At 57.6% G+C, this 24,242-nt stretch carries 19 protein-coding genes and 1 tRNA gene; 4 read left to right on the top strand and 16 right to left on the bottom strand.

The annotated features are described in order from the left end of the window. Positions 1-121: 121 nt before the first annotated feature. Positions 122-2,677: an aminopeptidase N gene (gene pepN, locus HMPREF1627_RS04715; protein ID WP_034501568.1), complete on the top strand. Its 2,556-nt coding sequence runs from the start codon at positions 122-124 to the stop codon at positions 2,675-2,677. Positions 2,678-2,775: 98 nt separating this feature from the next. Here the strand turns inward: pepN and HMPREF1627_RS04720 are convergent, their stop codons facing one another. Next, complete coding sequence (locus HMPREF1627_RS04720; RefSeq protein WP_034501569.1) at positions 2,776-4,026, bottom strand: MFS transporter; 1,251 nt, start codon at positions 4,024-4,026, stop codon at positions 2,776-2,778. A gap of 172 nt (positions 4,027-4,198) precedes the next feature. On the opposite strand from HMPREF1627_RS04720, the gene HMPREF1627_RS04725 reads away from it, so the two are divergent. Both HMPREF1627_RS04725 and HMPREF1627_RS10770 read left to right on the top strand, forming a co-directional pair. Continuing rightward, positions 4,199-6,220: an OPT family oligopeptide transporter gene (locus HMPREF1627_RS04725; RefSeq protein WP_034501683.1), complete on the top strand. Its 2,022-nt coding sequence runs from the start codon at positions 4,199-4,201 to the stop codon at positions 6,218-6,220. A 478-nt stretch (positions 6,221-6,698) separates the two neighbouring features. After that, positions 6,699-6,863 carry a hypothetical protein gene (locus HMPREF1627_RS10770; protein ID WP_157884993.1) on the top strand — a complete coding sequence of 55 codons (165 nt, stop codon included), beginning with the start codon at positions 6,699-6,701 and terminating at the stop codon, positions 6,861-6,863. Positions 6,864-6,934: 71 nt separating this feature from the next. Here the strand turns inward: HMPREF1627_RS10770 and HMPREF1627_RS04735 are convergent, their stop codons facing one another. The 15 genes from HMPREF1627_RS04735 to HMPREF1627_RS04805 all read right to left on the bottom strand — a co-directional run bounded on the left by HMPREF1627_RS04735 (position 6,935) and on the right by HMPREF1627_RS04805 (position 22,269). Further along, entirely contained in the window at positions 6,935-7,945 is a 1,011-nt protein-coding gene (locus tag HMPREF1627_RS04735; RefSeq protein WP_034501571.1) for a LacI family DNA-binding transcriptional regulator, read from the bottom strand. Between the two features lie 44 nt (positions 7,946-7,989). Further along, positions 7,990-8,616 carry a 2'-5' RNA ligase family protein gene (locus HMPREF1627_RS04740; protein ID WP_034501572.1) on the bottom strand — a complete coding sequence of 209 codons (627 nt, stop codon included), beginning with the start codon at positions 8,614-8,616 and terminating at the stop codon, positions 7,990-7,992. Positions 8,617-8,627: 11 nt separating this feature from the next. After that, on the bottom strand, positions 8,628-9,761 hold the full coding sequence (locus HMPREF1627_RS04745) for an ABC transporter ATP-binding protein (RefSeq protein ID WP_034501573.1): 1,134 nt from the start codon (positions 9,759-9,761) through the stop codon (positions 8,628-8,630). Continuing rightward, complete coding sequence (locus tag HMPREF1627_RS04750; RefSeq protein WP_034501574.1) at positions 9,758-11,446, bottom strand: ABC transporter permease; 1,689 nt, start codon at positions 11,444-11,446, stop codon at positions 9,758-9,760. Before HMPREF1627_RS04750 ends, HMPREF1627_RS04745 begins: the two co-directional genes overlap by 4 nt. 82 nt (positions 11,447-11,528) lie before the next feature. Continuing rightward, on the bottom strand, positions 11,529-12,581 hold the full coding sequence (locus tag HMPREF1627_RS04755; RefSeq protein WP_034501575.1) for an ABC transporter substrate-binding protein: 1,053 nt from the start codon (positions 12,579-12,581) through the stop codon (positions 11,529-11,531). 302 nt (positions 12,582-12,883) lie between these two features. Continuing rightward, positions 12,884-12,956, bottom strand: a tRNA-Ala gene (locus HMPREF1627_RS04760). A gap of 103 nt (positions 12,957-13,059) precedes the next feature. Then, the gene (locus tag HMPREF1627_RS04765; protein WP_034501576.1) at positions 13,060-13,839 is read right to left on the bottom strand and encodes a histidine phosphatase family protein; all 780 of its coding nucleotides are present in this window, start codon (positions 13,837-13,839) and stop codon (positions 13,060-13,062) included. Then, the gene (rsfS, locus tag HMPREF1627_RS04770; protein ID WP_034501577.1) at positions 13,836-14,258 is read right to left on the bottom strand and encodes a ribosome silencing factor; all 423 of its coding nucleotides are present in this window, start codon (positions 14,256-14,258) and stop codon (positions 13,836-13,838) included. The genes HMPREF1627_RS04765 and rsfS overlap by 4 nt, the downstream gene beginning before the upstream one ends. 85 nt (positions 14,259-14,343) lie before the next feature. Further along, a complete protein-coding gene (gene nadD, locus HMPREF1627_RS04775) occupies positions 14,344-14,964 on the bottom strand; it encodes a nicotinate-nucleotide adenylyltransferase (protein ID WP_034501578.1) in 621 nt (206 codons plus the stop codon). A gap of 12 nt (positions 14,965-14,976) precedes the next feature. Then, positions 14,977-16,257, bottom strand: coding sequence for a glutamate-5-semialdehyde dehydrogenase (locus tag HMPREF1627_RS04780; RefSeq protein ID WP_034501579.1), 1,281 nt, complete (start codon positions 16,255-16,257; stop codon positions 14,977-14,979). 2 nt (positions 16,258-16,259) lie between these two features. Further along, a complete protein-coding gene (gene proB, locus HMPREF1627_RS04785) occupies positions 16,260-17,369 on the bottom strand; it encodes a glutamate 5-kinase (protein WP_034501580.1) in 1,110 nt (369 codons plus the stop codon). Continuing rightward, complete coding sequence (obgE, locus tag HMPREF1627_RS04790; RefSeq protein ID WP_034501581.1) at positions 17,370-18,893, bottom strand: GTPase ObgE; 1,524 nt, start codon at positions 18,891-18,893, stop codon at positions 17,370-17,372. A 100-nt stretch (positions 18,894-18,993) separates the two neighbouring features. Further along, positions 18,994-19,254 carry a 50S ribosomal protein L27 gene (rpmA, locus tag HMPREF1627_RS04795; RefSeq protein ID WP_009748005.1) on the bottom strand — a complete coding sequence of 87 codons (261 nt, stop codon included), beginning with the start codon at positions 19,252-19,254 and terminating at the stop codon, positions 18,994-18,996. A 29-nt stretch (positions 19,255-19,283) separates the two neighbouring features. Further along, complete coding sequence (rplU, locus tag HMPREF1627_RS04800) at positions 19,284-19,604, bottom strand: 50S ribosomal protein L21 (protein WP_034501582.1); 321 nt, start codon at positions 19,602-19,604, stop codon at positions 19,284-19,286. A 175-nt stretch (positions 19,605-19,779) separates the two neighbouring features. Further along, positions 19,780-22,269, bottom strand: a complete 2,490-nt coding sequence (locus HMPREF1627_RS04805) for an Rne/Rng family ribonuclease (protein ID WP_034501583.1) — start codon at positions 22,267-22,269, stop codon at positions 19,780-19,782. A gap of 417 nt (positions 22,270-22,686) precedes the next feature. On the opposite strand from HMPREF1627_RS04805, the gene HMPREF1627_RS04810 reads away from it, so the two are divergent. Further along, positions 22,687-24,237, top strand: a complete 1,551-nt coding sequence (locus tag HMPREF1627_RS04810) for a cytochrome ubiquinol oxidase subunit I (RefSeq protein ID WP_034501584.1) — start codon at positions 22,687-22,689, stop codon at positions 24,235-24,237. Positions 24,238-24,242: the final 5 nt, after the last annotated feature.

Below are 24,242 nucleotides of genomic sequence, written 5' to 3' on the forward strand. Positions count from 1 at the left end.
TCGATACAACAATTGCCCTTGTGGCGCGGCAAGGTTCGCGCCACAAGGGCAAACATGTAAAAATTAAGACGTTTACGCGCATCCGCGCGTCCTGATCGTCAACACAATCGGAAGGTGAGCAATGCCTGGCCTGAACCTGACGCGCGAGGAAGCCATCCAGCGCGCAGACGTGATCTGCGTAGATCACTATGACGTCGAACTCGACCTCACGCGCGGAGACAAGGATTTCTTTTCGCGCACAACCGTGACATTCAGCGCGACCGAAGGAGAAACAACCTTCGCGGACTTGGTGTCGAACAATGTTCACTCGATTGTCCTCAACGGTGAGCACCTGGATCCGCTCATCCACCAAGATCACCGCATTGCCCTTCCGCAACTCGCTGCACACAATACCCTGACGGTCGAGGCTGACTGCCAGTACATGCACACCGGTGAGGGCCTCCACCGCTTCGTCGACCCCGCTGACTCGCAGGCCTACTGCTACTCCCAGTTCGAAGTTCCGGATGCTCGTCGCGTGTTCACGACATTCGAACAGCCCGATCTGAAGGCGACCTTCACCTTCACGGTAACGGTGCCCGCCGGATGGAAGGTCTTCTCGAACTCGGCGACTCCTGAACCTGAGATGAACGAGTCTTCGTGGACCTACCGTTTCGAAGAGACCGAACGCATCTCGACCTACATCACCGCGATTATCGCCGGCCCCTACCAGGGCGTGACCGACTCACTCGTTTCCAGCGATGGTCGCACGATTCCTCTGGGTGTTTGGTGCCGCGCATCATTGCTTGATTCTCTGGATTCCGATCGAATCTTGGATATCACGCGTGCGGGATTCACTTTCTTCGAGGACGCTTACGGGATTCCTTACCCCTTCAAGACCTACGATCAGATTTTCGTTCCCGAGTACAACGCGGGAGCAATGGAAAACGCTGGCTGCGTCACTTTCCGCGATCAATACATTTTCCGCACTCGTCCCACGACCGCTGACCTCGAAGCTCGCGCGAATACGATTCTCCACGAGCTCGCTCACATGTGGTTCGGTGACTTGGTCACCATGAAGTGGTGGAATGACCTGTGGCTCAACGAGTCCTTCGCTGAGTTCATGAGCCACTTGGCTCTTGCAGAGGCCACCGAATACACCGAAGGCTGGACTGGATTCATGCTCCGCAAGGACTGGGGCATGAACCAAGATCAGCTTCCGACCACTCACCCGATCACCGCTGAAATCCGCGATCTCGCCGACGTCGAAGTGAACTTCGATGGAATCACCTACGCGAAGGGCGCCTCGGTCCTGCGTCAGTTGGTCACTTACGTCGGCCGCGAACACTTCTTTGCTGGTCTGCACGAGTACCTGACGAAGCACTCCTACTCGAACGCAACACTGGCAGACCTCTTGGGCGAGCTAGAAAAGGCATCGGGCCGCGATCTCAAGCAGTGGTCGCGCGTCTGGCTTGAAGAAGCCGGAATCACCCTGCTGCGCCCACAGATCGACGTCTATGACAACGGTGCGATCACCCAGCTCAAGGTCATTCAGGAGCCCTTCTCCGAAGGGTCGTCACTGCGTCCCCACCGCCTCATTGTTTCGGGTTACAGCCAGGCAGAGGATGGATCTATCGAACGCGTCTTCAGCCAAGAGCTTGACGTCGATGGTTCCTCCACCGTTGTCTCCGAGGCAACTGGCATCGCACGCCCCGACCTCATTCTGATTAACGATCAGGACTTGGCATACGCGAAGGTTCGCTTGGATCCGCAGTCCTTGGACTTTGCGATCCGCAACATCGCTCGCTTTGAGGATTCGTTGACCCGAGGCGTGATCTTGGCTTCCGCGTGGGATATGACCCGCGATGGTGAAATGCCCGCGCGCGACTACCTGCTGCTTCTGCTCAGCGCACTACCCGCAGAGCGCAACGCAACCATGCTGCGACTGTACTTGCGCCACCTCGACCAGGCACTTGAAACCTATGTTGCACCCGCGCGTCGCCGTGCACTGCAAGAGCGTGTTGCCTCGGCGCTACTCATCATGGCTCGCACTGCTAGCGCTCACTCCGACGAACAGCAGCTCTTCGTCCGCGAGCTCGCACACTGCGCAATTCTCCCCGAGCACTTCGAGGCGGTGCGTGGCCTGTACGAGGGCACCGAAACCCTCATGGGACTCGACCTCGACGTCGACCTGCGTTGGACACTGCTCACGGCACTTGTCCGCGGCGGGGTTGCTGGCGAAGCTGAGATCGCGGCTCTTGAGGCCGAAGATGACACGATGACCGGACATCAGAAGGCAGCTGCTGCCCGCGCTGCAGTTGCCGACATTGCTGTGAAGCAGCAGGTCTGGGATGCAGTTTTGCGTGATACCTCGATCCCGAACGATACTCGCTGGGCGATGGTTTCTGGTTTCTGGGCGCAGGCTCGTACAACTCCCGAGATGTACGTCCCGGTCGTTGCCGATTACTTCGACTCCCTCCAACAGATCTGGAGAGATCACACCTTCCACATTGCAGAGGACATCGTCACTTTGATGTTCCCGAAGGCCCTCGCCTGCTACGTGGAAGGCCTTGATCTGGTTGCGCAGGGAACGCGTTGGATTCAGTCGCACCAGGATGCCTCCGCGGCCTTGATTCGACTCCTGCGCGAGCAGATTTCAACCACCGAGCGCATGCTCGGCGCTCAGGCGGCTGACGCCTGATCACAGGATTCATCAGTTGGGGGCTGCTTCTTTGGCAGCCCCCAACTTCTTATATTGCTCGGCGATTCGCACCGCACATTCTCCGGTGCTCACTGAACTTACTTGCCAAGGACGGCAAGTTCGTCATCGATTATTCCCGTTCCAGATCCGACGTAGGTCGTCACTCCCATGAGCAGGCCCGTGACTGCCATCGCCAGCAAGGGAATAGTCTCGCTTCCAAGGAATTGGAGGAGGATCCCGAAACCGATAGGGCCAAGCGCAGCAATCACGTAGCCAATGGGCTGCACCAAGGCTGAAAGTTCGGCCGTCACAGCTGCGTCGCGAGACCGGGCAGGAATGAGGGCGATGATGAGGGGAAAGGTGAATCCCCCGATTGCCAACAAGGACACCCAGAGAAATGCGAAAGACCCGGGCACCAGCACCAAACCGATCCAGCCGACGAATGTCAGCAGACCGAAAATAATGGAAAGCCATGGGATATGCGTCCCCATGTGGTCAATCATGAAGGGAATGACCAGGCCACCAAGGACTGCCCACAAATTCACAAGAGCTGTCATGATGGACGCAAATCCAGCAGAGTAGCCGGCATTCATCAAAATTTGCGGGAGAAATGCAAATTGAACATAAGCGTTCAATGCTTGAAGTCCGAATCCGAGGACCAAGGCAATTGCAGTCCTCGAGTGATAGATCGGGCGCCGCTTGGTCGCATTAGAGGAGGAAGTTTCCGCGCTTCGGGTGCCTCCATCGGGAGAATCTCGACGAACAAGACCGCTGATCTTGATCCAAATTGCCCCTGCGATAACAGCAAAAATCGCCCAACTCGCCAGTGAAGACCGCCAGAGCTGGCCATCATGACCAGAAAGCGGCACGGCGAACGCAGAACCTGCCGCTCCTCCGATCAGCAAGACCGTTCCGTATGTGGTGACGAGCAGCGTTCGCCGTCCGGCCTCGTGGAATTTAATCCAGGCAGGGACAAGGACGTTCGCAAGGGCTGGGCCGATGAGTGCAACGACGCTCAGAAGACAAAAGAGCGTAAAGTTGCCCGCCCAGGGACGCACAAGCAAGCCGAGGCCACTGAGTGCAGTGCCCGTAGTCAGCACAGCGCTCATCCCCCAACGCTTTGAGAGGGGAACAGCGAGAAGTCCAACACCAGCAAAGACAAGGCAGGGAAGAGCAGAGAGGACTCCAAGGGCCCCCTCTCGAGCCGAATAGGCCTGAGAGATCGTAGACAGAAGCGGCCCGGTCGAGGTCGCCCCAGAGCGCATAGTTAAACTCATGGCGAGAATGCCGACGAATGCCAGGGAAGTTGAAACCGCGGCACGTGAATATGTTTTTTGCTGCGCTGTCATTATTTTTCTGTGTTCTTCACTTCATTTTCGACTCTGGTCAGCAGATTTTCCCAAATTGCGACCATACATTGAACGGGATTTTCATAAGGCGCTTAGACTGTCAATCACTACAAGGACCGACACATATGACCGCAGGGTGCGGCCGATGCGTCAGCACACGGAAAGGATTCACGTGTCTACGCCCGCAACGAGCTCACGCTCGTCACTTAAGGAATTGACCTTCCGAGGAATTGTCATCGGTGGAATTATTACTTTGGTTTTCACCGCCGCGAACGTCTACCTGGGATTGAAAGTTGGATTGACTTTCGCGACCTCCATCCCGGCAGCCGTCATTTCCATGGCAATTCTACGATTTTTCTCGGATCACACTATCCAAGAAAACAACATTGTCCAAACAATTGCTTCCGCTGCCGGAACGCTTTCCGCAGTAATCTTCATCCTCCCCGGTCTGGTGATTGTCGGCTGGTGGAGCGGATTCCCCTACTGGACGACAATGGCCGTCTGCGCGGTCGGCGGCATCTTGGGTGTTATGTACTCGATCCCCTTGCGCCGCGCGTTGGTTACGGGTTCGGACCTTCCCTACCCCGAAGGTGTTGCCGGAGCAGAAATCCTCAAGGTTGGCGACTCCCACGAGAAGTCAGCCGACAACAGCCTTGGTTTGCGCGCAATTATTTGGGGGGCAATCTGCTCTGCCGCAATGTCCTTGCTGTCCTACATGAAGGTTGCGGCCTCGTCGCTGTCAGCAACCTTCCGTGTAGGTGCAGGTGCAACCTCGATTGGTACCTCGCTCTCGCTGGCGCTGATCGGCGTCGGTCACCTGGTGGGATTGACTGTCGGCATTGCCATGCTCATCGGCATGTTCGTCAGTTTCTTCATCTTGATTCCTTACTTCAGTGTCGGGCAGCTTGACGGTTCACCACTGTCTGACATTGTCGACACGGTCTTTTCTAGCCAGGTGCGTTACATCGGCGCCGGCGTCATGGCCGTCGCGGCAATCTGGACTCTTGTCAAGATCATCTCCCCCATCATCAAGGGAATCCGTGATGCCATGCGTTCTTCTCGCACCCGTCACGCGGGCGGCGAACTCGACCAGACTGAACGCGATATTCCGATTACGATCGTCGCGCTGGTGATTGTTCTGTCGATGATTCCCGTGGGCGGTTTGCTGTGGATCTTCACCCACGGCACCGAGATTGCTCACAATACAGCGATGCTCATCGCTGTTTCTGTGATCTTCACTCTGCTCGCAGGACTCTTGGTCGCCGCAGTTTGCGGTTACATGGCCGGCCTCATCGGCTCGTCAAATAGTCCCGTTTCAGGCGTGGGTATTTTGGTCGTAGTCTTGACCGCTCTGGCAATCGTTGCCGTTCACGGACACGGTTCTTCCGGCGCGGAAACCACTGCCCTCATCGCCTACACCCTCTTTACCGCCGCGATTGTCTTCTGTATCGCAACGATTTCGAACGATAATTTGCAAGACCTCAAGACTGGTCAGCTCGTGGGTGCAACTCCCTGGAAGCAGCAGGTCGCGCTGGTCATCGGTGTTGTTTTCGGTGCTCTCATCATTCCTCCGGTCTTGAACCTCATGCAGAACGCTTTCGGTTTCCAGGGAGCTCCTGGAGCAGGTCAAGATGCACTTGCAGCCCCGCAGGCCTCTCTGATTTCTTCGCTGGCTCAAGGAGTTGTGGGCGGCACTCAAGACTGGAGTCTCTTGGGTCTGGGTGCAATCATCGGCGTGGGTATCATCATCGTCGATGAGCTTCTCAAGCTGAGCTCGAAGGGCCGCTTTGCTCTTCCGCCTCTCGCGGTCGGCATGGGCATGTACCTCCCCGCTTCTTTGACGATTATGATCCCCGTTGGCGGCGTCATCGGTTTCTTCTACGACCGTTGGTCCGCAAAGCGCAAGGATCCCGAGCGCGCACGTCGAATGGGTACGCTCTTGGCGACCGGTCTGATCGTCGGCGAAAGCCTCTTTGGCGTGATCTACGCAGGCATTGTTGGCGCCACAGGAAGCGAAGAACCGCTTGCCGTTCTGGGCGATTCCTTCGCAACGCCAGCGACCATCATCGGTGCGCTCTTCTTCTTCGGTTCAATCTTCGCGCTGTACCGTTGGACAAGCGGCATGGTTTCGCGCACAGATAGCGCTCCTACCATTGATGAGGCAGAGGCTGAGGAAGCACTCGACGTGCACTGAGCGTCGCTCACCTACAGTTTGAGGGGAGTCGGATTCAATCCGACTCCCCCCTGCTTTATTCAGCGACTACTCCCAGTGACGACTTCTTATCGCCACGCATGCGCGTTTAAACTCTTTTCCCATACAAAAATCCGCTGGATGCTCAAACATCCAGCGAGTAACCTCACGGGACTCACTTGATCTGCGCATGCTTCGTCATGGCGGTATCAGCATTCATATTTCCCGCACTCCTCTCCCCTGCGAAGATCACACGGGAACGTTATTTGAAGCCGAGTTGTCTCATACGTCCGGGCAGGCATCGATCTCCCCGTGCCCCGGCTGTTCAGGCGGTCGCAAAGTAGGAAATCTGGGAAGTAACGGCGCAATCACTTTTCCGAATATCTTGATAGACCGGGCAGGAATTTACACACTGTCAGTCGGATACCTCTCTGAAGATCCTCGCTCTTTCCTGCTACGCGTCAACGACCGCAATATTGTGGTGACACCTCCACGTTCCGGAAAAGGAAATGACGGGCAGCCCAGCGGATGGGAAATCGTCCGAACCGTTGATATCCCAGTCGAACTCCACTCCGGTACAAATACTGTGACCATCTCAGGGAACACCCCATGGGCTCCTGATATTGATCGAGTGATTGTTCGCTAGCGACGTCTGTGGGTGGAGGAGAAAGCTATAGATCCCCTCCACCCACAGTCCGTTTTCACGAGAAAAGATCCCTATTTGACCTCAGGAGGGCTCCCCAGAGTTCCTCCTTCGATGAACTCTCCGGGCACCAGGATCGAGGCGTTGCGCGCCTCGGAACCGGCTAGGCGTTCCTGCGCGAGCAGCACGGTCTGCCTCGCCAATTCGCGCACCGGTTGTGCAACCGTCGTCAGGTTCAAAAGCGGTGAAGAATACGGACCGGTCGCGTCAAAGCCCGTCACCGACACCTGCTCCGGGCAGGCAATCCCTCGCGACGCCAAGTGTTCCAAAATTTTCACCGCAATCAGATCACTTCCCGCAATGACCGCAGTACACCCGGCATCAATCGCCCGGTCAATGCCGTCGAAAAGATCCTCACCGTAGTCGCTGTGAGACGTCACGATATGTGGCTGGACGCCGTCGACAACCAGCTGGGTAATGAAGGTTGCGGTACGGGCATGCAGGGTGGCCGCGAGGGGGTGGCTGGTGGCGGTGACAGCAACTTTCCGGTGTCCATAGGCCACAACTTTTTGCGCCAGCATCGCTTCATACGCGGGATCGATGCGCACAGAATCAAATTCAGGGCGGGTTTCCCCACAGCCGATAGTAATGAGCGGGACGAAGGAAGCCGCATACTGCATGGCCTCGTTCGATACTCGGCCAGAAGCAACGATAACCACGCCCACCCCGTGTCCCACGAGGTTGTTAATGGCCTGCATCTGGCCTTCTTCGCTGTCACCTCCGGCGGTAATCAACAGTTCTAACCCGAGTTCGTCGGTGTGCGCTTGGAGTTCTTCTGCAACTTTCCCATAGAAGCTGTGTCCAATGTTGCGCACCAAAAGGCCGACAGTGGTGGTGCTGGAACTGGCGATCCCAGCAGCACCGAGGTTTCGCACATATCCGAGGCGGGCGGCAGCTTGGCGCACAGCGACGCGCGCTTGGGAACTGACGGCGGGATGCCCAGAAAGTGCGCGGCTGGCAGTCGCCTGCGACACTCCCGCTGCTTGAGCCACATCAATGATGCTGGCTCGTTTCTTTCTGGGCATCCTCGAACATCCGTCTTTCAGTGAGTGGTGGGTATTCCCCGACGTCAGCGCGGGGTTCCGACCGTCCAAGTATACAGAGGACGGAAGGAAAAAATACCGGCCTCTTGGTCTTGATCGACTTCGACAAGAGCGATCTGTGAGCACTCCATCGAATTGTCGGTTTTCAAAGCGTGAAGAGCATCAGCAAGCGCCCGATCCTCTTCGCTACTCGTCCCCGCAACCGCATAGGCCAGGCTGAAATGAGGGCCGAACGGCGGATCCGTGAGCGCCTCCCCCAGCCCCGCGTCAACGATGCTGTCACGCACAGCGTCGATCAGCCTCGTAAATGAGGGGTTCTCTGGGGAAATCACTTCCACTGCCCATTCCTGGACGGCCGTCGGAGCGAAGGTCAACGTGAAGGGGTCGATCTGCGCCATGCGGCGATCCATCTGCGAGCGCAGTTTCTCCCATTGGGCGTCACTGATCTCGTCTCGATACAGATCGAGGCGTTGCACCGTCACGTGGATGCACTCCGGCGGTTGGATACCGATCTGTGGGAGCGCTGACAGGGGTTTTTCCGCCTCGCGCACCAAGTCCCACAGGGGGGAATCCTCGGGGGGCGCGAGGTAGAAGTGGAGCGCACCATTTCCTCGGCGCCACCGCGTATCCTCACGATCAAAAAAGCGTCGCATGGTTCCGACCTTTATTTCTCCGAGGAATCCGCGGGAATCACCCACAGGGACTCGCGCGAAATCACACAGGTGACCTTCTCTCCGGCAGCATGAAGTTCATTCATGCCGTGAGAACGGCCTTCGAGGGTGCCCGCCGCGGTGTCCAGGACGTAGGTGTTGACCGAGCCGTCGAAGGCTGCGGAGCGCACTGTGGCTTCCAGAACCACGTCGCTGCCCTCCCCTGCCTGCTCGTTCCCGGGTGCATCCAGGCCGACCGCGGTGTTTTCTGCTCGGACGACCAACTCCACGTGATCGCCAACACCAAGTCCGGGGACTCCCGCGGTGTCCAGATCACCCAGCGGGGTGGCCACCAGGTAGCGGTCGCCTCGTACCTCACTGACCGTACCGGCCACGAAGGATGCAGTTCCCATGAAGGAGGCCACGAAGCGATTCACCGGGCGATGGTAGATTTCACGCGGCTCCCCGACCTGCTCGATGGTGCCCGCGCTCATCACCACGATCATGTCGGACATGGTGAGAGCCTCGGACTGGTCGTGGGTCACGAAGATCGCGGTAAGTCCCAGACGCTGTTGGAGTGCACGGATTTCGCTGCGCATGCGCAGACGCAGGCGCGCATCCAGGTTCGAGAGGGGTTCGTCGAAGAGGATGATCTTCGGTTCCATGACGAGTGCTCGCGCCAGGGCAACGCGCTGCTGCTGGCCTCCGGACAGCTGATGCGGGTAGCGGTGAGCGTACTGTTCGATCCCCATGAGCGCCAGACCGTCAGCGATCCGCTGCTCACGTTCTGCGGCGGGGAGCTTCTGGTAGTTCAGGCCGAATCCCACGTTGTCTTTCACCGTCAGGTGTGGAAAGAGCGCGTAGGACTGGAACACCATCGACATGGGGCGCTTTTCGGGCGGGACAGACACCAGGGACTGGCCGTCCAGGGTGATTTCGCCTTCCGTAACGTCCTCAAATCCGGCGATCATACGCAGGGTCGTGGTCTTCCCACAGCCGGACGGTCCCAGGAAGGTCACGAATTTTCCGGCCTCAATGTCGAGGTTGATGCTGTCAACAGCTCGGTGCTGCCCCTGCTTGGCATCGTAGATTTTGGTGACAGAGCGCAGCTGGAGTGCGCCTGCCTGCGTGTGGTGTTCAGTCGTCATTTCACTACCGTCCTGGTGGAGCGATTCAGTCGGTTAATAAGAAGGTTGGCGATCATCAAGATGATGAGCACGAGGCCGATGAGGAAGGTGCAGTAGGCGAAGGCGTGGCCGAAACGCCCGGCATCAACCTCGTCCAAGATCTGGGAGGTCATCACCTTGGTTTGAGGCGTCGTAATGAAGATGATCGCGGTGATCATGGTCATGGACTTGGTGATGCCGTAGGTGACGGCGGTGACGATGCCGGAACGCACCAGCGGAAGTGTCACTTTCACCAGGGTAGACACCTGGCTGGCTCCCAGGGATCGCGCGGCTTCTTCCACCTGCGGGTTGATCTGTTTGAGCGCGGAAATACAGGCCTGCTGGCCGGTGGGGATGGCGCGCGCAATGTAGACCAGGATGATGGCGATGGCGCCGCTTCCGACGGCCAAGCCACCTGCCAGAGTGGGCAGAATCTGTTTGCCGAACAGCCACGTGGGGTTGGAGTAGGCCAGGGCGAATCCCAGACCGAGGACGGTGCCGGGGATTGCTATACCGAGCATGCCCCAGAAATCCAAGATTTTACCGATCTTCGGGAACTTGCGGACGACCAGCCACGCAATAATCAGCGCCATGACGGCTGCGATCGGAGCGGCGACCAGGGTCATCGACAGCGTTGTGACAATTGCGGAGGATCCCAGGCGCTGGACGTACCAGAAGTGTTCCATCGTGAAGGTGTTGTCAACGCCGAGGATCTTGACGAAGCTCCCCACGAAGAGCGTCATGTAGACGACGATGACGAAGACGATCCACCCGTAGACGGGGATGAGCATGGGGATCTTGACGCTGGACGCAGTGACCTCTTTGAGGGAGCCCACGGGCTTACCGGTCACGGTGATCACAGACTTACGGTTCGACCAGTATTTCTGAACGGCGAACACCGTGAGTGCGGGCAGGAGCAGCACCAGGGCAATTCCTGCGGCACTTGCGATGTCACCGCTTCCTGCGACGGCAAAGTAAATCTGACTGGCCAGGACTCGGAAGTCACCGCCCAGTACCAGGGGGTTTGCCAGGTCAGCGATGCCTTCAACAAAAAGCACAAGGAAGGAGGCCAGCATTGCGGGAACCACCATGGGGATGGTGACTTTCACCAGGGTACTCAGCGGCTGCGCTCCGAGGGTGGCGGATGCTTCGAACAGGGAGTTGTCGAAGTTTTCCATCATGCCGCGGATATTAAGGTAGGCCACGGGCGCGAAGGTCAGGGAGAGCACAATGACCAGACCCACCAGGCCGTAGATGTTGTTCTCGATGCCGAAGATTCCGTAGGTGATGATGCCGCGCTTACCGAACAGGGTGATGATGGCGGTGGCCGTCGCAAAGGGCGGGGAAATCGTGGGCAGGAGGGTCACCCAGTGCAGGAGCTTCTTCCCGGGGAAGGTGAGGAACACTTGGGCGAATGCGGTGACGAATCCGATGAAGGTTCCGACAATTCCGACGCACAGTCCCAGCACCAGGGTGTTCACCAGGGTGTCGACGTTGGCGCCGAAGGATTGGGTGATAGCTGCCAGCCCGCGTTCGGACACGCCGATACCGATGAGTTTAGCAACGGGGATTCCCAGGAGGAGAATCAGCCCGATAATGGTCACCGTGGTGATGAGGGCGACGGGGATGTCGAGCTGCCGACCTTTACGCAGCTGTGGAATGCTCATAGCTTGTCTCCAATGAAAACGGCAGGAGAGACGCACACGGGGTGCGCGAGTTCCTCAGTGGGTTCTCGCGCACCCCGTGGTCTCACTTGGCGGAGCTTGCTCCGGCGATCTGGCTTTCGAAGATGCCGATGTAGTTGGCGCGAGAGTCAGCTGCCTTGCGTACATCCCAGTCCACGTGCTTCACGACGTCCTGCTTGGGGACGTTCGGACCGACCTTGGCGTCGGGCAGGGTAGGTGCTGCGAAGGAGGGGACGTCCGCGTAGAGATCCTGAGCCTTGGTGGTCAGCAACCAGTCCATGAAGGCCTTGGCGCCTTCGGGGTTGCGTGCACCCGCGAGGACGGAGACTGCGCCCACTTCGTAGCCGGTGCCTTCCGAGGGGTAGGTGGTGACCAGGTCGGAATATCCGGCCTTGTTGGCCTTTTCGCAGTCGGAGTCGAGAGCGATGGCGACGACCACTTCACCGCGTCCGGCCTGTTCAGTACCGGTTGCTGCGGACTTGGAGAACTGCATGATGTTGGGAACCAGTTCCTTGAAGTAGGAAACGGTCTTCTCCTGGTCGCCGTTGTTCAGGGTGGCGACGGTGTACATGGCCATGTAGCCAACGCCTGCGGTGGCAGGGTGCGGCATGGCAATGCGCCCCTTGAATTCGGGCTTGAGCAGGTCCTGCCAGGAGGTGGGAGCCTGTGCGCCGATGCGTTCGAGTTCCTTCTTGTTGGAGCAGAACGCAATGGAGTCGGTGTAGAAGCCGGACCAGATGCCTTCGGCGTTGTTGTACTGCGAGGGCAGTGCGGAGGCATTCTTCGAGACGTACTTTTCGATCTTGCCCTTGTCGTTGGCGACGAGGTGGTTTTCGGCCTGGCCGCCGGACCAGACGTCGAATTCACCGGGGTTGGTTTCGAGGCGGGCGAGGACTTCGCCGGCACCCAGGCGAACGTAGGTGGCCTTCTGACCGGTTTCCCTGGTGTAGGCGGCGACGATCGCCTGGCAGAAATCTTCCTGCTGGGAGCAGGCAATGTTCAGGGTATCTGCCGAGGCGGAGCCTCCCTGGGTGCTCTGGCCTTCGGGGGCAGAGCAGGCGGCGAGAGAAAGTGCCAGGAGTGCGGCGGGGAGAGCAGCGTAGCGTGCGCGCATCATTGAGCCTTCCGTTGCAATATGTTGTCTATGCACAGTTCGGAGTTGTGGATACGTTTCCACACCGGAGAGAGTACAGCATTTGCGACAATCTCGTCAATAAATAGGGACTTGTCCCCCAAAGCTTCACCAAATCGTAATCTGCATACGTTTTCATTCGGGAAGCAGATTTTCTGATGCCCTTTTCCGAAGAACTCTGGATTCATCCAGGACGCGTATATTCACGCACGTATTCACACGCGCATCGCGACAATAAAAGAAAAGCGCCACAATCACTGAGATCCTCAGGATTGTGGCGGAGACTGTGGAGCTAAGGGGATTCGAACCCCTGACCTCTTCCATGCCATGGAAGCGCGCTACCAACTGCGCCATAGCCCCAAGGTCGTTGCGATCTCTCGCTCGGACCTGTTAAGAATAGCGGACGAAGTCGCTTGAGGCAAAATTAAGGAGCTGTGCGAGCTGACACATTTGCCCCGTTCAGTTAAGCTCCGAAGACCTCCGGGGCAGCCCCAACGTTGTGCGAGGCCAAGCGCCAACGTGCAGCGCCAGATGCCCCCGAACCGCCTCCGCCAGCAAGGACAAGTTCTGACCAGTGCACATTATCGACACCGCGGATACAGTCGAAGTCTCGAGGATCTAGACCGATCGTGGACATCACCCCACGGGCAATAGCCGCACCGTGAGAAACCGCAACCAAAGTACCGCCTTGAGGAACAGACGCAGCGTGTTCAAGCACGGCCTCGCGAACGCGATCTCCCACAACGCCACCGGGTTCAACCCCAGCGCCAGCACTCTCCCCCGTCTGGCGCCATTCAAGCAGCCACTGCGGGTATTGCTCTGCAATCTGGTCGAAATCCAATCCTTCGAAAACACCGTAGGAGCGTTCAAGAAGTCGCTTATCGATCGCGATCTCCCCCACCTCAACACCGAGAGCATCAAGTTCGCGTGCCAAGGCTTGAGCGGTATTCAAGGCGCGTTCCAAGGGCGAAGACACAATCCTCACTTCCGAGGCAGACACGTAATCAGCATTCAAACCGCCAATACGGCCGCCCCCAGCGAGGCGCTTTGCCAAAACTCGCCCGCCTTCGAGTGCCTGCTCATGCCCAATGCTATTGAGCGGGATATCAATGATCCCTTGAAAGCGGTGCTCGACGTTGTAATCGGTTTGTCCGTGACGGAGAAAGACGATCCGACGGGCGCCACTAATGCGCGAATAACCAGCCACGGCCTCGGCAGAAACTTCAGTTTCCTTGGTGCTCACTCTTCAATCCCCTCAATCACTTGTGCGGGAGTCATAACCGGTCGCACTGCACCGGGAGCCACATCGGGAAGTTCTAGATGAGTGATCCTTTGATCAGCCCACAGCCTCTCAAGGGCGTAGAACTCGCGATCTTCTTGGCTCATCACGTGGATCACAACATCGCCATAATCGGCCAGAACCCACGTTCCTTCGCTGCGTCCTTCAATGCGTTTGGGAACGACATGCCAGTCGCGCCCGATCTCATCCATGATTTCTTCGGCAATCGCGCGAACTTGACGCGAAGTTGGGGCAGAGACCACCAAGAACGACTCTGCGATCCCGAGACGCTGAGAGACATCAATCAACACAGGATCCTGGGCAAGCTTATTGGCAGCGCCTCGAAGCGCACTTGTGATGAGATCGTCGCTTTGAACGTCCACAGTTATCCTTTCGTTTCTTTCAGTCTGCCATTATCTGGTCCCGCGAGCCACCGAGAGCGCCGACGGCCGGCGGGTGCATCGCACTTTAGCGCTCGGCACGATACAGACGGTACTTATTGATGTATTGAACGACGCCATCGGGGACGAGGTACCACACCGGTTTATTCCGCTCGACGCGCCTTCTACAGTCTGTCGAGGAAATCGCCATTGCCGGAACTTCCAGCAAAGACACGGAGGATGCGGGGAGTTTCTTCGCATCAAGGACGTGCCCGGGCCGCGTCACCCCAATGAAATGGGCCATTTCGAAGAGGGAATCAACGTCCTTCCACTGAACGATCTGCGTCAGAGCATCTGCTCCCGTAATGAAGTAGAAATCTGCATCCGGATAGATACCTTTGAGATCACGCAAAGTATCGATCGTGTAGGTCGTTCCACCGCGGTCGATATCGACCCGGGAGACCGAGAAACGCGGGTTCGATGCGGTTGCAATTACCGTCATCAAATAGCGATGTTCCGCGGGAGTAACCCTCCTCCCCGCTTTGAAGGGCTGCATTGCGGTGGGAACGAAAATGACCTCATCGAGTTGGAAGACATCCATAACCTCGGATGCAGCCACGAGGTGCCCGTGGTGGATGGGGTCAAAGGTGCCGCCCATGATCCCGATTGAGCGTCGGATCTTTCCCGAGGCCGCGTCCAGAGTTGGCATACTCCCCTCCCTTTACTTTCGTACCGCTCCGTCACCTTCAATAATCCACTGGCTGGTTGTCAGCTCAGCCAATCCCATTGGGCCTCGCGCGTGAAGCTTTTGGGTGGAGATGCCGATCTCGGCGCCCAATCCCAGCTGACCGCCATCGGTGAAACGTGTCGAGGCGTTGATCGCAACAGCCGCACTATCAACGTTGGAGCGGAAGAAGTGCGCTGCCTTCAGTGAGGGAGTGCAGATCGCCTCGGTATGACCGGAAGAGTATGTGCGGATATGCTCAACTGCTTCTTCGATCGAATCAACAACGCGCACGGCCAAATCCATCGAAAGGTACTCTGTTGCCCAGTCTTCTTCCGTTGCAGCGCAGATCAGCTGCGAACTGACTAAATCGCCCACAGCAGCGCACTCACGGGTAGCCTCGTCAGCGTGAATCGTAACGCCCGCAGCAGTGAGTTCTTCAAGAGCAAGAGGGAGGAACGAAGCGACCATATCACGGTGCACCAGAAGTGTTTCTGCAGCGTTACAGACGCCGACTCGTTGGGTCTTCGCGTTCATGATGATGGCCAGCGCAGCCTGAACGTCAGCGCCGCTATCAACATAGACGTGGCAGTTGCCAGTTCCCGTTTCAATGACGGGGACGGTGGATTCTTCGACAACCGCGCGGATCAGGCCCGCACCGCCTCGGGGAATAAGAACGTCAATGCCACCGCGTGCGCGCATCATCGCACGTGCACCCTCACGTCCCCAGGAATCAACGGTCTGGACCAAGTCGGCCGAGAATCCACATGATTCAATTGCCCGACGAATGACCTTGACGAGGGTCTCGTTTGTTGAAAGTGCAGCGCTTCCACCGCGAAGGATCACGGCGTTGCCCGACTTGAGGGCCAAGATGGAAGCATCGACGGTCACATTGGGACGCGCCTCGTAGATCATGCCGACAACGCCCATCGGAACGCGGATCTGGGAGACACGCAAACCGTCTTCGGTGCATCCCCCACGAATAATTGTTCCAACCGGATCCTCAAGGCCAACAACGTCAAGAACGGACTGTGCGATAGAGCGCACGCGGCAGTCATCAAGACGTAGACGATCAACGAGGCCTTCAGCCATCCCCTTGTCAAGCGCGCGCTCACAATCACGCGCATTCGACTCAAGGATCTCTTCCGTCTCAGCGATCAGAGCGGCAGAAATTGCCCGCAATAGGGCGTTACGCTGCGCACTTGTCGAGGTGGCAAGTTTGCGCTGCGCGCGGCGTGCACGATCGGTCAGCTCAAAAATATCCAGTTCGTTACTCACCTTTACTCCTGAACAAGAACGGCAAGATCGTCGCGGTGAACAGCCGGACGCATATGTTCCTTCTGTTTTTCTTCCTGCATATGGCCCATGAGCTTGGCCAAGCTATCTGAGTCGTAGCGGGAGATCCCTCGAGCAATCAATCCACTGTCATCAACAATATCGATGACTTCTCCCGCCGAGAAGACCCCAAGAACATCAGTAATACCTGCAGGGAGAAGAGACTTCTTTCCCCGGGTAATCGCGCGGCGTGCGCCGGCGTCAATCAGTATCTGCCCCGCAGAGGGAGCAACGTGGGCGATCCACAAGGTTCGCGAGGCGGGACGGTTTCTCGTGGGTTCAAACCACGTACCCACCGCTTGTCCGTCAAGAACCTCGTTCAAACGATCTGCGCTGGTGAGGATCACGCCGATCCCTCCGTGCTGGGCCATGGAGGCTGCATGGAGCTTTGTCGCCATTCCGCCTGTCCCCACGCTGGAACCAGCTCCGCGCACGTCGATTCCACCAAGTTCATCGGTCGCGTTAACCTCGGTGATCAAACGAGCCCCGGGCTGCGAGGGAGGTGCTGTATACAGTCCGTCAACGTCTGTCAGCAAGACCAAGACATCCGCACCAACCATCTGCGCCACGTATGCCGCAAGCCGGTCATTATCACCGAAACGCACTTCACGAGTCGTGACCGCGTCATTTTCATTGATGATCGGCACGACCCCAAAAGCAAGGAGTTTATCGAGTGCAGACATTGCATTCGTATAGTGCTCGCGCTGCATGACGTCGGCTGCGGTGAGCAAAATCTGCGCGACGTGGAGGTGGTGAGCTTGGAAAGCGGATGACCAACGCGCCATGAGATACCCCTGGCCCATTGCCGCGGCCGCCTGGACGCTTGCTAGGTCCTTAGGACGCGAGGAGAGTCCAAGAGGCTCAAGGCCCGCTGCAACAGCGCCCGAAGAGACGATCAGAATCTCACAGCCTCGCCGTGCTTTGGCAGAAACAAGTCTGGCGACAGAATCGATTCGATTGAGGTCAAGTCCGCCATCCTCACGGGTCAGCGAAGAAGAACCAATTTTGACAACAATTCGGCGTGCCTGCTGCACCGCGATGTGCCTTGGAGTCATTTAGCGCTCATCCTCCGGATCAGTCCACACGCCAGTCGAGCGCTCGGTCCACAGTTCTTCTCGTGCTGCAGACTTCGCGTCCATCATTTCGCGATAACGCTCACGACGCTGGGCGGTCGTGCGGCGCTCGTTGCGATCAAGTCTAAGATCAGTGCCTCGCTGTCCGAGTAGTTCCGGTCCGGTTGTCAGCGTGGGCTCCCAATCAAAGATCACTCCCCCGTCGAGGCGACCGATGACGACTGTATCGCCGGCGTGAGCGCCCGCCTTCATGAGCTGATCTTCAACCCCTGCTCCCGCAAGGCGATCGGCAAGGTAGCCCACGGCCTCGTCGTTAGAAAAGTCGGTTTGCACCACCCAGCGTTCGGGCTTGGTTCCACGAATCTGGTAGACGAGTTCACCGGCATGTTCAACCGCGCGCACCGTGATTTCGTCTTTGCTTCCCACCGGACGAGGCCGCAGAACCTGACGCGCAGATTCAATCTGGGGCAGCTTGGCGCGGTGCTCGTCAACGAGGGAAGCAAGCGCGAAAGAAAGTTCTTTAAGGCCCTCGTGGGTCACTGCGGAAACCGCGAAGATCGGCCAGCCGAAAACCTCGAGATCCGGGCGAACGATATCGACAAGATCGCGGCCATCGGGAATATCGATCTTGTTGAGGACAATGACGCGGGGGCGCTGCATGAGGGGAACATAACCCTCAATTTCGCCCAGATCACCCTCGTATGCGGCCAGTTCGGCTTCAATTGTGCGTAGGTCAGAGACGGGATCGCGATCGACTTCAAAAGTTGCGGTATCGAGAATGTGCACAATCACGGCGCAGCGTTCGATATGACGCAAGAAGTCCAATCCCAGTCCCTTACCGCTGGAAGCCCCGGGAATGAGTCCTGGAACGTCGGCAACGGTGTAGCGAGAATCCCCTGCTTGAACAACCCCAAGATTGGGAACAAGCGTCGTGAAAGGATAATCGGCAATCTTAGGGCGCGCAGCGGACATCGCTGCGATCAGTGAGGATTTGCCTGCCGAGGGGTAGCCGACAAGGGCAACATCAGCAACAGACTTGAGTTCAAGAACGACATTGTGTTCTTCCCCTGGCTCTCCAAGGAGCGCGAACCCGGGAGCCTTACGCTTTTTCGAGGCGAGCGCCGCATTGCCCAGGCCTCCTCGGCCGCCTTCGGCAATGACGAATCGACTTCCCGCGCCGGTGAGGTCAGCAAGCAGCTCACCGCGCTTTGACTTGACGACAGTGCCGTCTGGAACCGGGAGGATTGTATCCGCGCCGTTCCTTCCCTGACGGAAGTCACCCATGCCTTGAGTACCGTTTTCCGCTCGCTGGTGGGGATTGCGGTGATAGGTCAGAAGAGTGGTCACCTGCGGGTCTACCTCGAGGATGACGGAGCCGCCGTTACCGCCGTTACCACCATCAGGGCCGCCCAGGGGCTTAAATTTCTCGCGCTTGACCGAGGCAACGCCGTGGCCGCCGTTGCCTCCCTGGGCGAAAATCGTTACTCGATCGACAAAGCTTGCCACTGTGGTGTCCCCCGTCTTGGCCAGTGCGCACCAGCGCGAATCAGGATAGTGAAAAGGGGCATCCGGCCTTGTGCCGGACGCCCCCAATCAGCGGTCGGTCTCAGGCAGAGACCGGCTCAACGATGTTGACAACCCTACGGTCACGACGGGTTGCGAACTCAACCGCACCCGCGCGCAGCGCGAAGAGGGTGTCGTCCTTGCCACGACCAACGCCCTCACCGGGGTGGAAGTGGGTGCCGCGCTGACGAACGATGATTTCGCCGGCGTTGACCAGCTGGCCGCCGTAACGCTTGACGCCCAGTCGCTGGGCGTTCGAGTCGCGGCCGTTGCGGGAGGAGCCAAGGCCCTTCTTATGTGCCATCTCGACGTCTACTTTCTATATCGAACGGTTCAGGCGATCTCAGTGATCTTAATAACCGAGAGCTTCTGGCGGTGGCCCTGACGCTTACGGTAACCGGTCTTGTTCTTGTACTTAATAATGGAGATCTTCGGGCCCTTAGCAGAGTCAACAACCTCTGCCTTGACCGTGACCTTCTCCAGTGCGCTGGGCTCGACGGTGATTGCATCGCCATCGACCAGCATCAAAGGCTGGAGTTCGATGCTGGCACCAATTTCATCTGCCAGCTTGTCGACGACGACGACGTCACCGACGGACACCTTTTCCTGCCGGCCGCCGGCCTTGACGATCGCGTAGACCACGTTGAAGCTCATCTCTTCTCGAAAACTTGGACGGACTTGGCTTCCACGTTCGAACAACGTTCCTCTTCAAGAAACACTAAGCCCGTTGGCGCTCGTTGCGCCGACGATCAAATTTAGCTGAAAATCGACTCTCAAGCAAACCGCTAGAGCGAAAACTTTCAGAATTTGGGTGTGTGCTTGGGCACTGTTACTGTTCTTCACCCGGTGCGGCGGGCGCACTAACAGCGACCCGACGCCTCCGAGAGCGCTTAATGGGAGCGCTGTCTTCGGAGCGAGCAGGCACATCGATCACAATGTCATGAACGCTTTGGACTGCAGCAACAGGAGCAGCCGGCTCAGGAAGATCAAGATGAACCGTTACTGGTTCACTTGCTTCGATTGCTGCACGACGCCTGCGGCTTCGTCCTGGACGTGCTGGTTTTTCCCGAGTCTGCGACGAGGCAGCCACCGACTGTGCACTTCCGTTTTCCTCACGCTCAGAGTCACTCGCGAGCTGGGCGGGATCATCCTGCGCTACAGGTGCCGCCTCAGGCTTTTCTTCAGGCGTAGAGACCTCGGCGCTTTCTTCCACTTGAGGACGCGTTGCCCGGCGAGAACGACGCGGACGCTTTGCCGACGGGGCGTTCACCCCAGACTGTTCATCCACTGTGGCCTCATCCTTCGGCGTGGATTCTTCAGCCTCATGAACGCTGGAATCAGAGTCCTTTGCCAAAGGTTGTTCACTGTGAGCACCTGATTCCTGGTGGGACGAGGAATCATCGCGCACAGTCGCCGCAGCAATCGCAGTGAGCGCTTCTCGAGCGCGTTCATGTTCGGGAGATTCCTCGACCCGGGCGCGGGTTTGAGTCTTCTTCGAACGCTTCGGTGCTTCCTCAGTGGCCCCTTGGATTTCAACGGGATGCTGGTGAACAATGAAGCCACGACCTTCACACGCCTCGCAGGTGGTTGAGAAGGCTTCAACGAGCCCCTCCCCCACACGCTTACGCGTCATCTGCACCAAACCAAGAGAGGTAATCTCGGTGACTTGGTGACGAGTCCGATCGCGTCCCAAGCATTCAACCAAGCGACGCAGAACCAAATCTCGGTTAGATTCCAAGACCATATCGACAAAGTCGATGATGACGATGCCGCCGATATCGCGCAGCCGCAGCTGACGGACGATCTCTTCTGCGGCCTCGAGATTGTTGCGCGTAACGGTTTCTTCCAAAGTTCCGCCAGCACCGATGAACTTACCGGTATTGACGTCGATAACCGTCATTGCCTCGGTTCGGTCAATGATCAAGGTACCGCCACTGGGCAGCCACACCTTGCGATCCATTCCCTTGGCAAGCTGCTCGTCCACACGGTAGGCGTGGAAAGCGTCCTCGGTTCCGACCCACTTGTGAACTCGGTCAGAAAGCTCGGGCGAAAGCTCATCAACGTAAGATTTCACCGTCTCATAGGTCTCATGACCTTCAATAATGAGTTCGGAGAAGTCCTCATTGAAGATGTCACGAACAACGCGGACAGCAAGCTCCGGTTCGCCGCGCAGAAGGACCGGCGCATTCTTCGTCGAGGAAAGCTTGGACTCAATATCGTCCCACTGCTTGCTCAGACGACGAACGTCATCGCGGATCTGTTCTTCACTTGCACCTTCGGCAGCCGTTCGCACAATCACGCCCGCAGAGTCAGGGACGACCTGCTTGAGGATCTTCTTCAAGCGAATGCGCTCACGTTCGGGGAGCTTGCGGGAAATACCCATCATGGAACCACCGGGGATCAAAACCAGGTAGCGTCCCGCCAAGGTGATCTGGCTGGTCAAACGCGCACCCTTGTGCCCGATGGGATCCTTCGTCACCTGAACAAGGACAGGATCGCCCGGTTTAAGAGCAGATTCAATGCGGCGAGGTTTTCCTTCCAAGCCGACAGCATCCCAGTTGACTTCGCCTGCATACAGGACCGCATTGCGCCCCTTGCCAATATCAACGAAGGCAGCTTCCATTGAGGGAAGAACGTTTTGAACGCGTCCCATATAGATATTGCCGACGGCAGTCTTTTGGGTACGGCGCGCAACATAGTGCTCAACCAAGAGGTCGTCTTCGATGATTGCGATCTGGTCGAGTCCACCTTGGTCACGAATGACCATCTTGCGGTTCACGGACTCGCGTCGAGCCAAGAACTCGGACTCGGTGATGCGGTGATGACGACGTCCTTCGCGGCGCCCTTCTTTACGGCGCTGCTTCTTTGCTTCCAGACGCGTCGAGCCCTTAAGGGCTTGAACTTCATCGTTAACGTCTTGAGCTTCGGATGCGCGTACGCGGCGACGACGGCGACGACGGCTTGTTTCTTCGCCGCCTTCTGCATTTTCTTCGCTTTCCGAAGATTGAGCGTCCTGCGTTACCGCTTCTTTTTCCGAGGCCGGAGCTTCTTCTTCTGTTTCCTTGCGCTTGGCACGACGACGCTTCGTCTGCACAGCTTCGGTTGAAGCTTCTTCCTCAGCTACCTTCTTGCGCGTACGCGTACGCTTTTTGGGCGTCGCTTCCTCAGCATTTTCTTCACTCCGCGCCGCGCGGGTGCGTGAACGACGCTGAGGTTTTTCTTCACTTTCTTGCTGGGGCACACTTGGCGGTGCAGAAAAAGTCGGTTCCTGGAATGTCGGAGCCTGGAAAAGCAGGGTTGCTGCTGGCGTTTCAGGCATGGCCTCTTCTTTCACAATGTCAGTATGTTGACCGAGCTCGCACTGCTGGGTCTGTATTTACACGCGTTTAAGCGGAAGTCTCTTCGAAGTCGCATGAGGCGACCACAGGCATGCGCGTTTTCATAGAAACAAGCGCTGTGATGATCAGAGAGTGCGCTCCAACCATTTCGTCTTCCCTATTGTCTCATAGGGTGCGCAGGCATGCTTGAGCTGCCATTCGGCGGTTCGCGCCGAGCTCAATGCGTCACCCATGGCACCGCTGAAGAAAACGACACAGTGCCCTGATTATTCAGAAAAGCAGCATTTTAGACGGTTGCGTTCTATATTTGTTGACACAACGTCGTTAAAGTTTTGCCACATCTGTGACGAACTTATGACACACCCTGAACACAATTTCCCTGAGACAGGATTATGACCATGACCTTTGCTCCAGCTGCACTCGATGCGCTGACACTGGGACGATGGCAATTCGGTATCCTGACCGTTTACCACTTCGTCTTGGTTCCTCTCACCATCGGTCTGTCGCTCCTGGTCGCAATTATGCAGACCGTGTGGCACAAGACAGGTAAAGAGGAATGGCTTCAGGCAACCCGTTTCTTCGGCAAGTTGCTCTTGATTAACTTTGCCCTCGGTGTTGCCACCGGTATCGTGCAGGAATTCCAATTCGGCATGAACTGGTCGGAGTATTCCCGCTACGTTGGCGACATCTTCGGTGCTCCGCTCGCTGTCGAGGCCCTTTTGGCCTTCTTCCTTGAATCAACCTTCCTGGGATTGTGGATCTTCGGTTGGGGACGCCTCTCCAAGGGCTGGCACCTTGCCTGCATTTGGTTGGCATCGATCGGAACCATGATCTCCGCCCTGTGGATCCTCGGAGCAAACTCCTGGATGCAACACCCCGTGGGCGCACGATTCAACCCCGAAACCGGACGCGCAGAACTGGATGGAGCCGCAGGCTTCCTCAAGGTCGTTGCCAACCCGGTTCTTGTGTGGGAATACACCCACGTCATTACCTCCGCATGGCTCGTTGCCGGTACCTTCGTTGCAGGTCTTTCCGTGTGGTGGATGACTCGCGCAAAGCGCCTCGGCGGTGAAGAAGGCGCAAAGGAAGCCGCACGCATGTGGCGCCCGATCGCGCGCTTCGGCCTCGCCGTCATCCTGATCGGTGGAATCGGAACTGCAGCAACCGGCCACTTCCAAGGCCAGGAGCTGGTCGAGATTCAGCCCATGAAGATGGCAGCTGCAGAAGGTGTCTGTGTCGACACTCAGGGCGCAGCATTCACCGTTGCACAGTTCGGCGAATGCCCGCTGGGTGAGGATGGTGCTCAGCCCACCAAGTTCATCGAAGTTCCCGGCGTTGCCGCCTTCATGTCGCACAATTCTTTCTCGGCCAACGTCAAGGGCGTTGCCGACGAGCAAAAGCGCATGGTCGAACTCCTGAATTCGAATGCAGACTTCGTCAAGACCTATGGCGATGCATCCCAATATGATTTCCGTCCCCCGCAGATGGTGACCTTCTGGTCTTTCCGCATCATGATCGGCCTGGGTGCTTTCTCAGCTCTCTTGGCGCTGTGGGGCCTGTGGGCAACACGCAAGGGACAGGTTTCTGCATCGAAGGCGTTGGGAACTTTCGCGCTTGTCTCCATCCCGATGCCCTTCCTGGCTGCTTCCTTCGGTTGGATCTTTACTGAAATGGGACGCCAGCCTTGGGTTGTTGTTCCTAACCTCGCAGGACTTGAAAGCGGCGATCCCATCGGCTCGGTCATGATGATGACTTCCGCTGGTGTCTCCAGCACTGTCCCTGCTTGGCAGGTTCTCTTCTCGATGGTTGTCTTCACGATCGTTTACGCAGTCCTCGGCGTCATTTGGTTCATCCTCATGAAGCGCTACGCCGCCGAAGGCCTCCACTCCCGCTCCAAGGACGCATCCGATGAGGAAGCGACCGCTGGTGCACTCTCCTTCGGGTACTGAGGAAA

This window comes from Actinomyces sp. S6-Spd3, from assembly GCF_000758755.1.
Taxonomy (GTDB): domain Bacteria; phylum Actinomycetota; class Actinomycetes; order Actinomycetales; family Actinomycetaceae; genus Pauljensenia.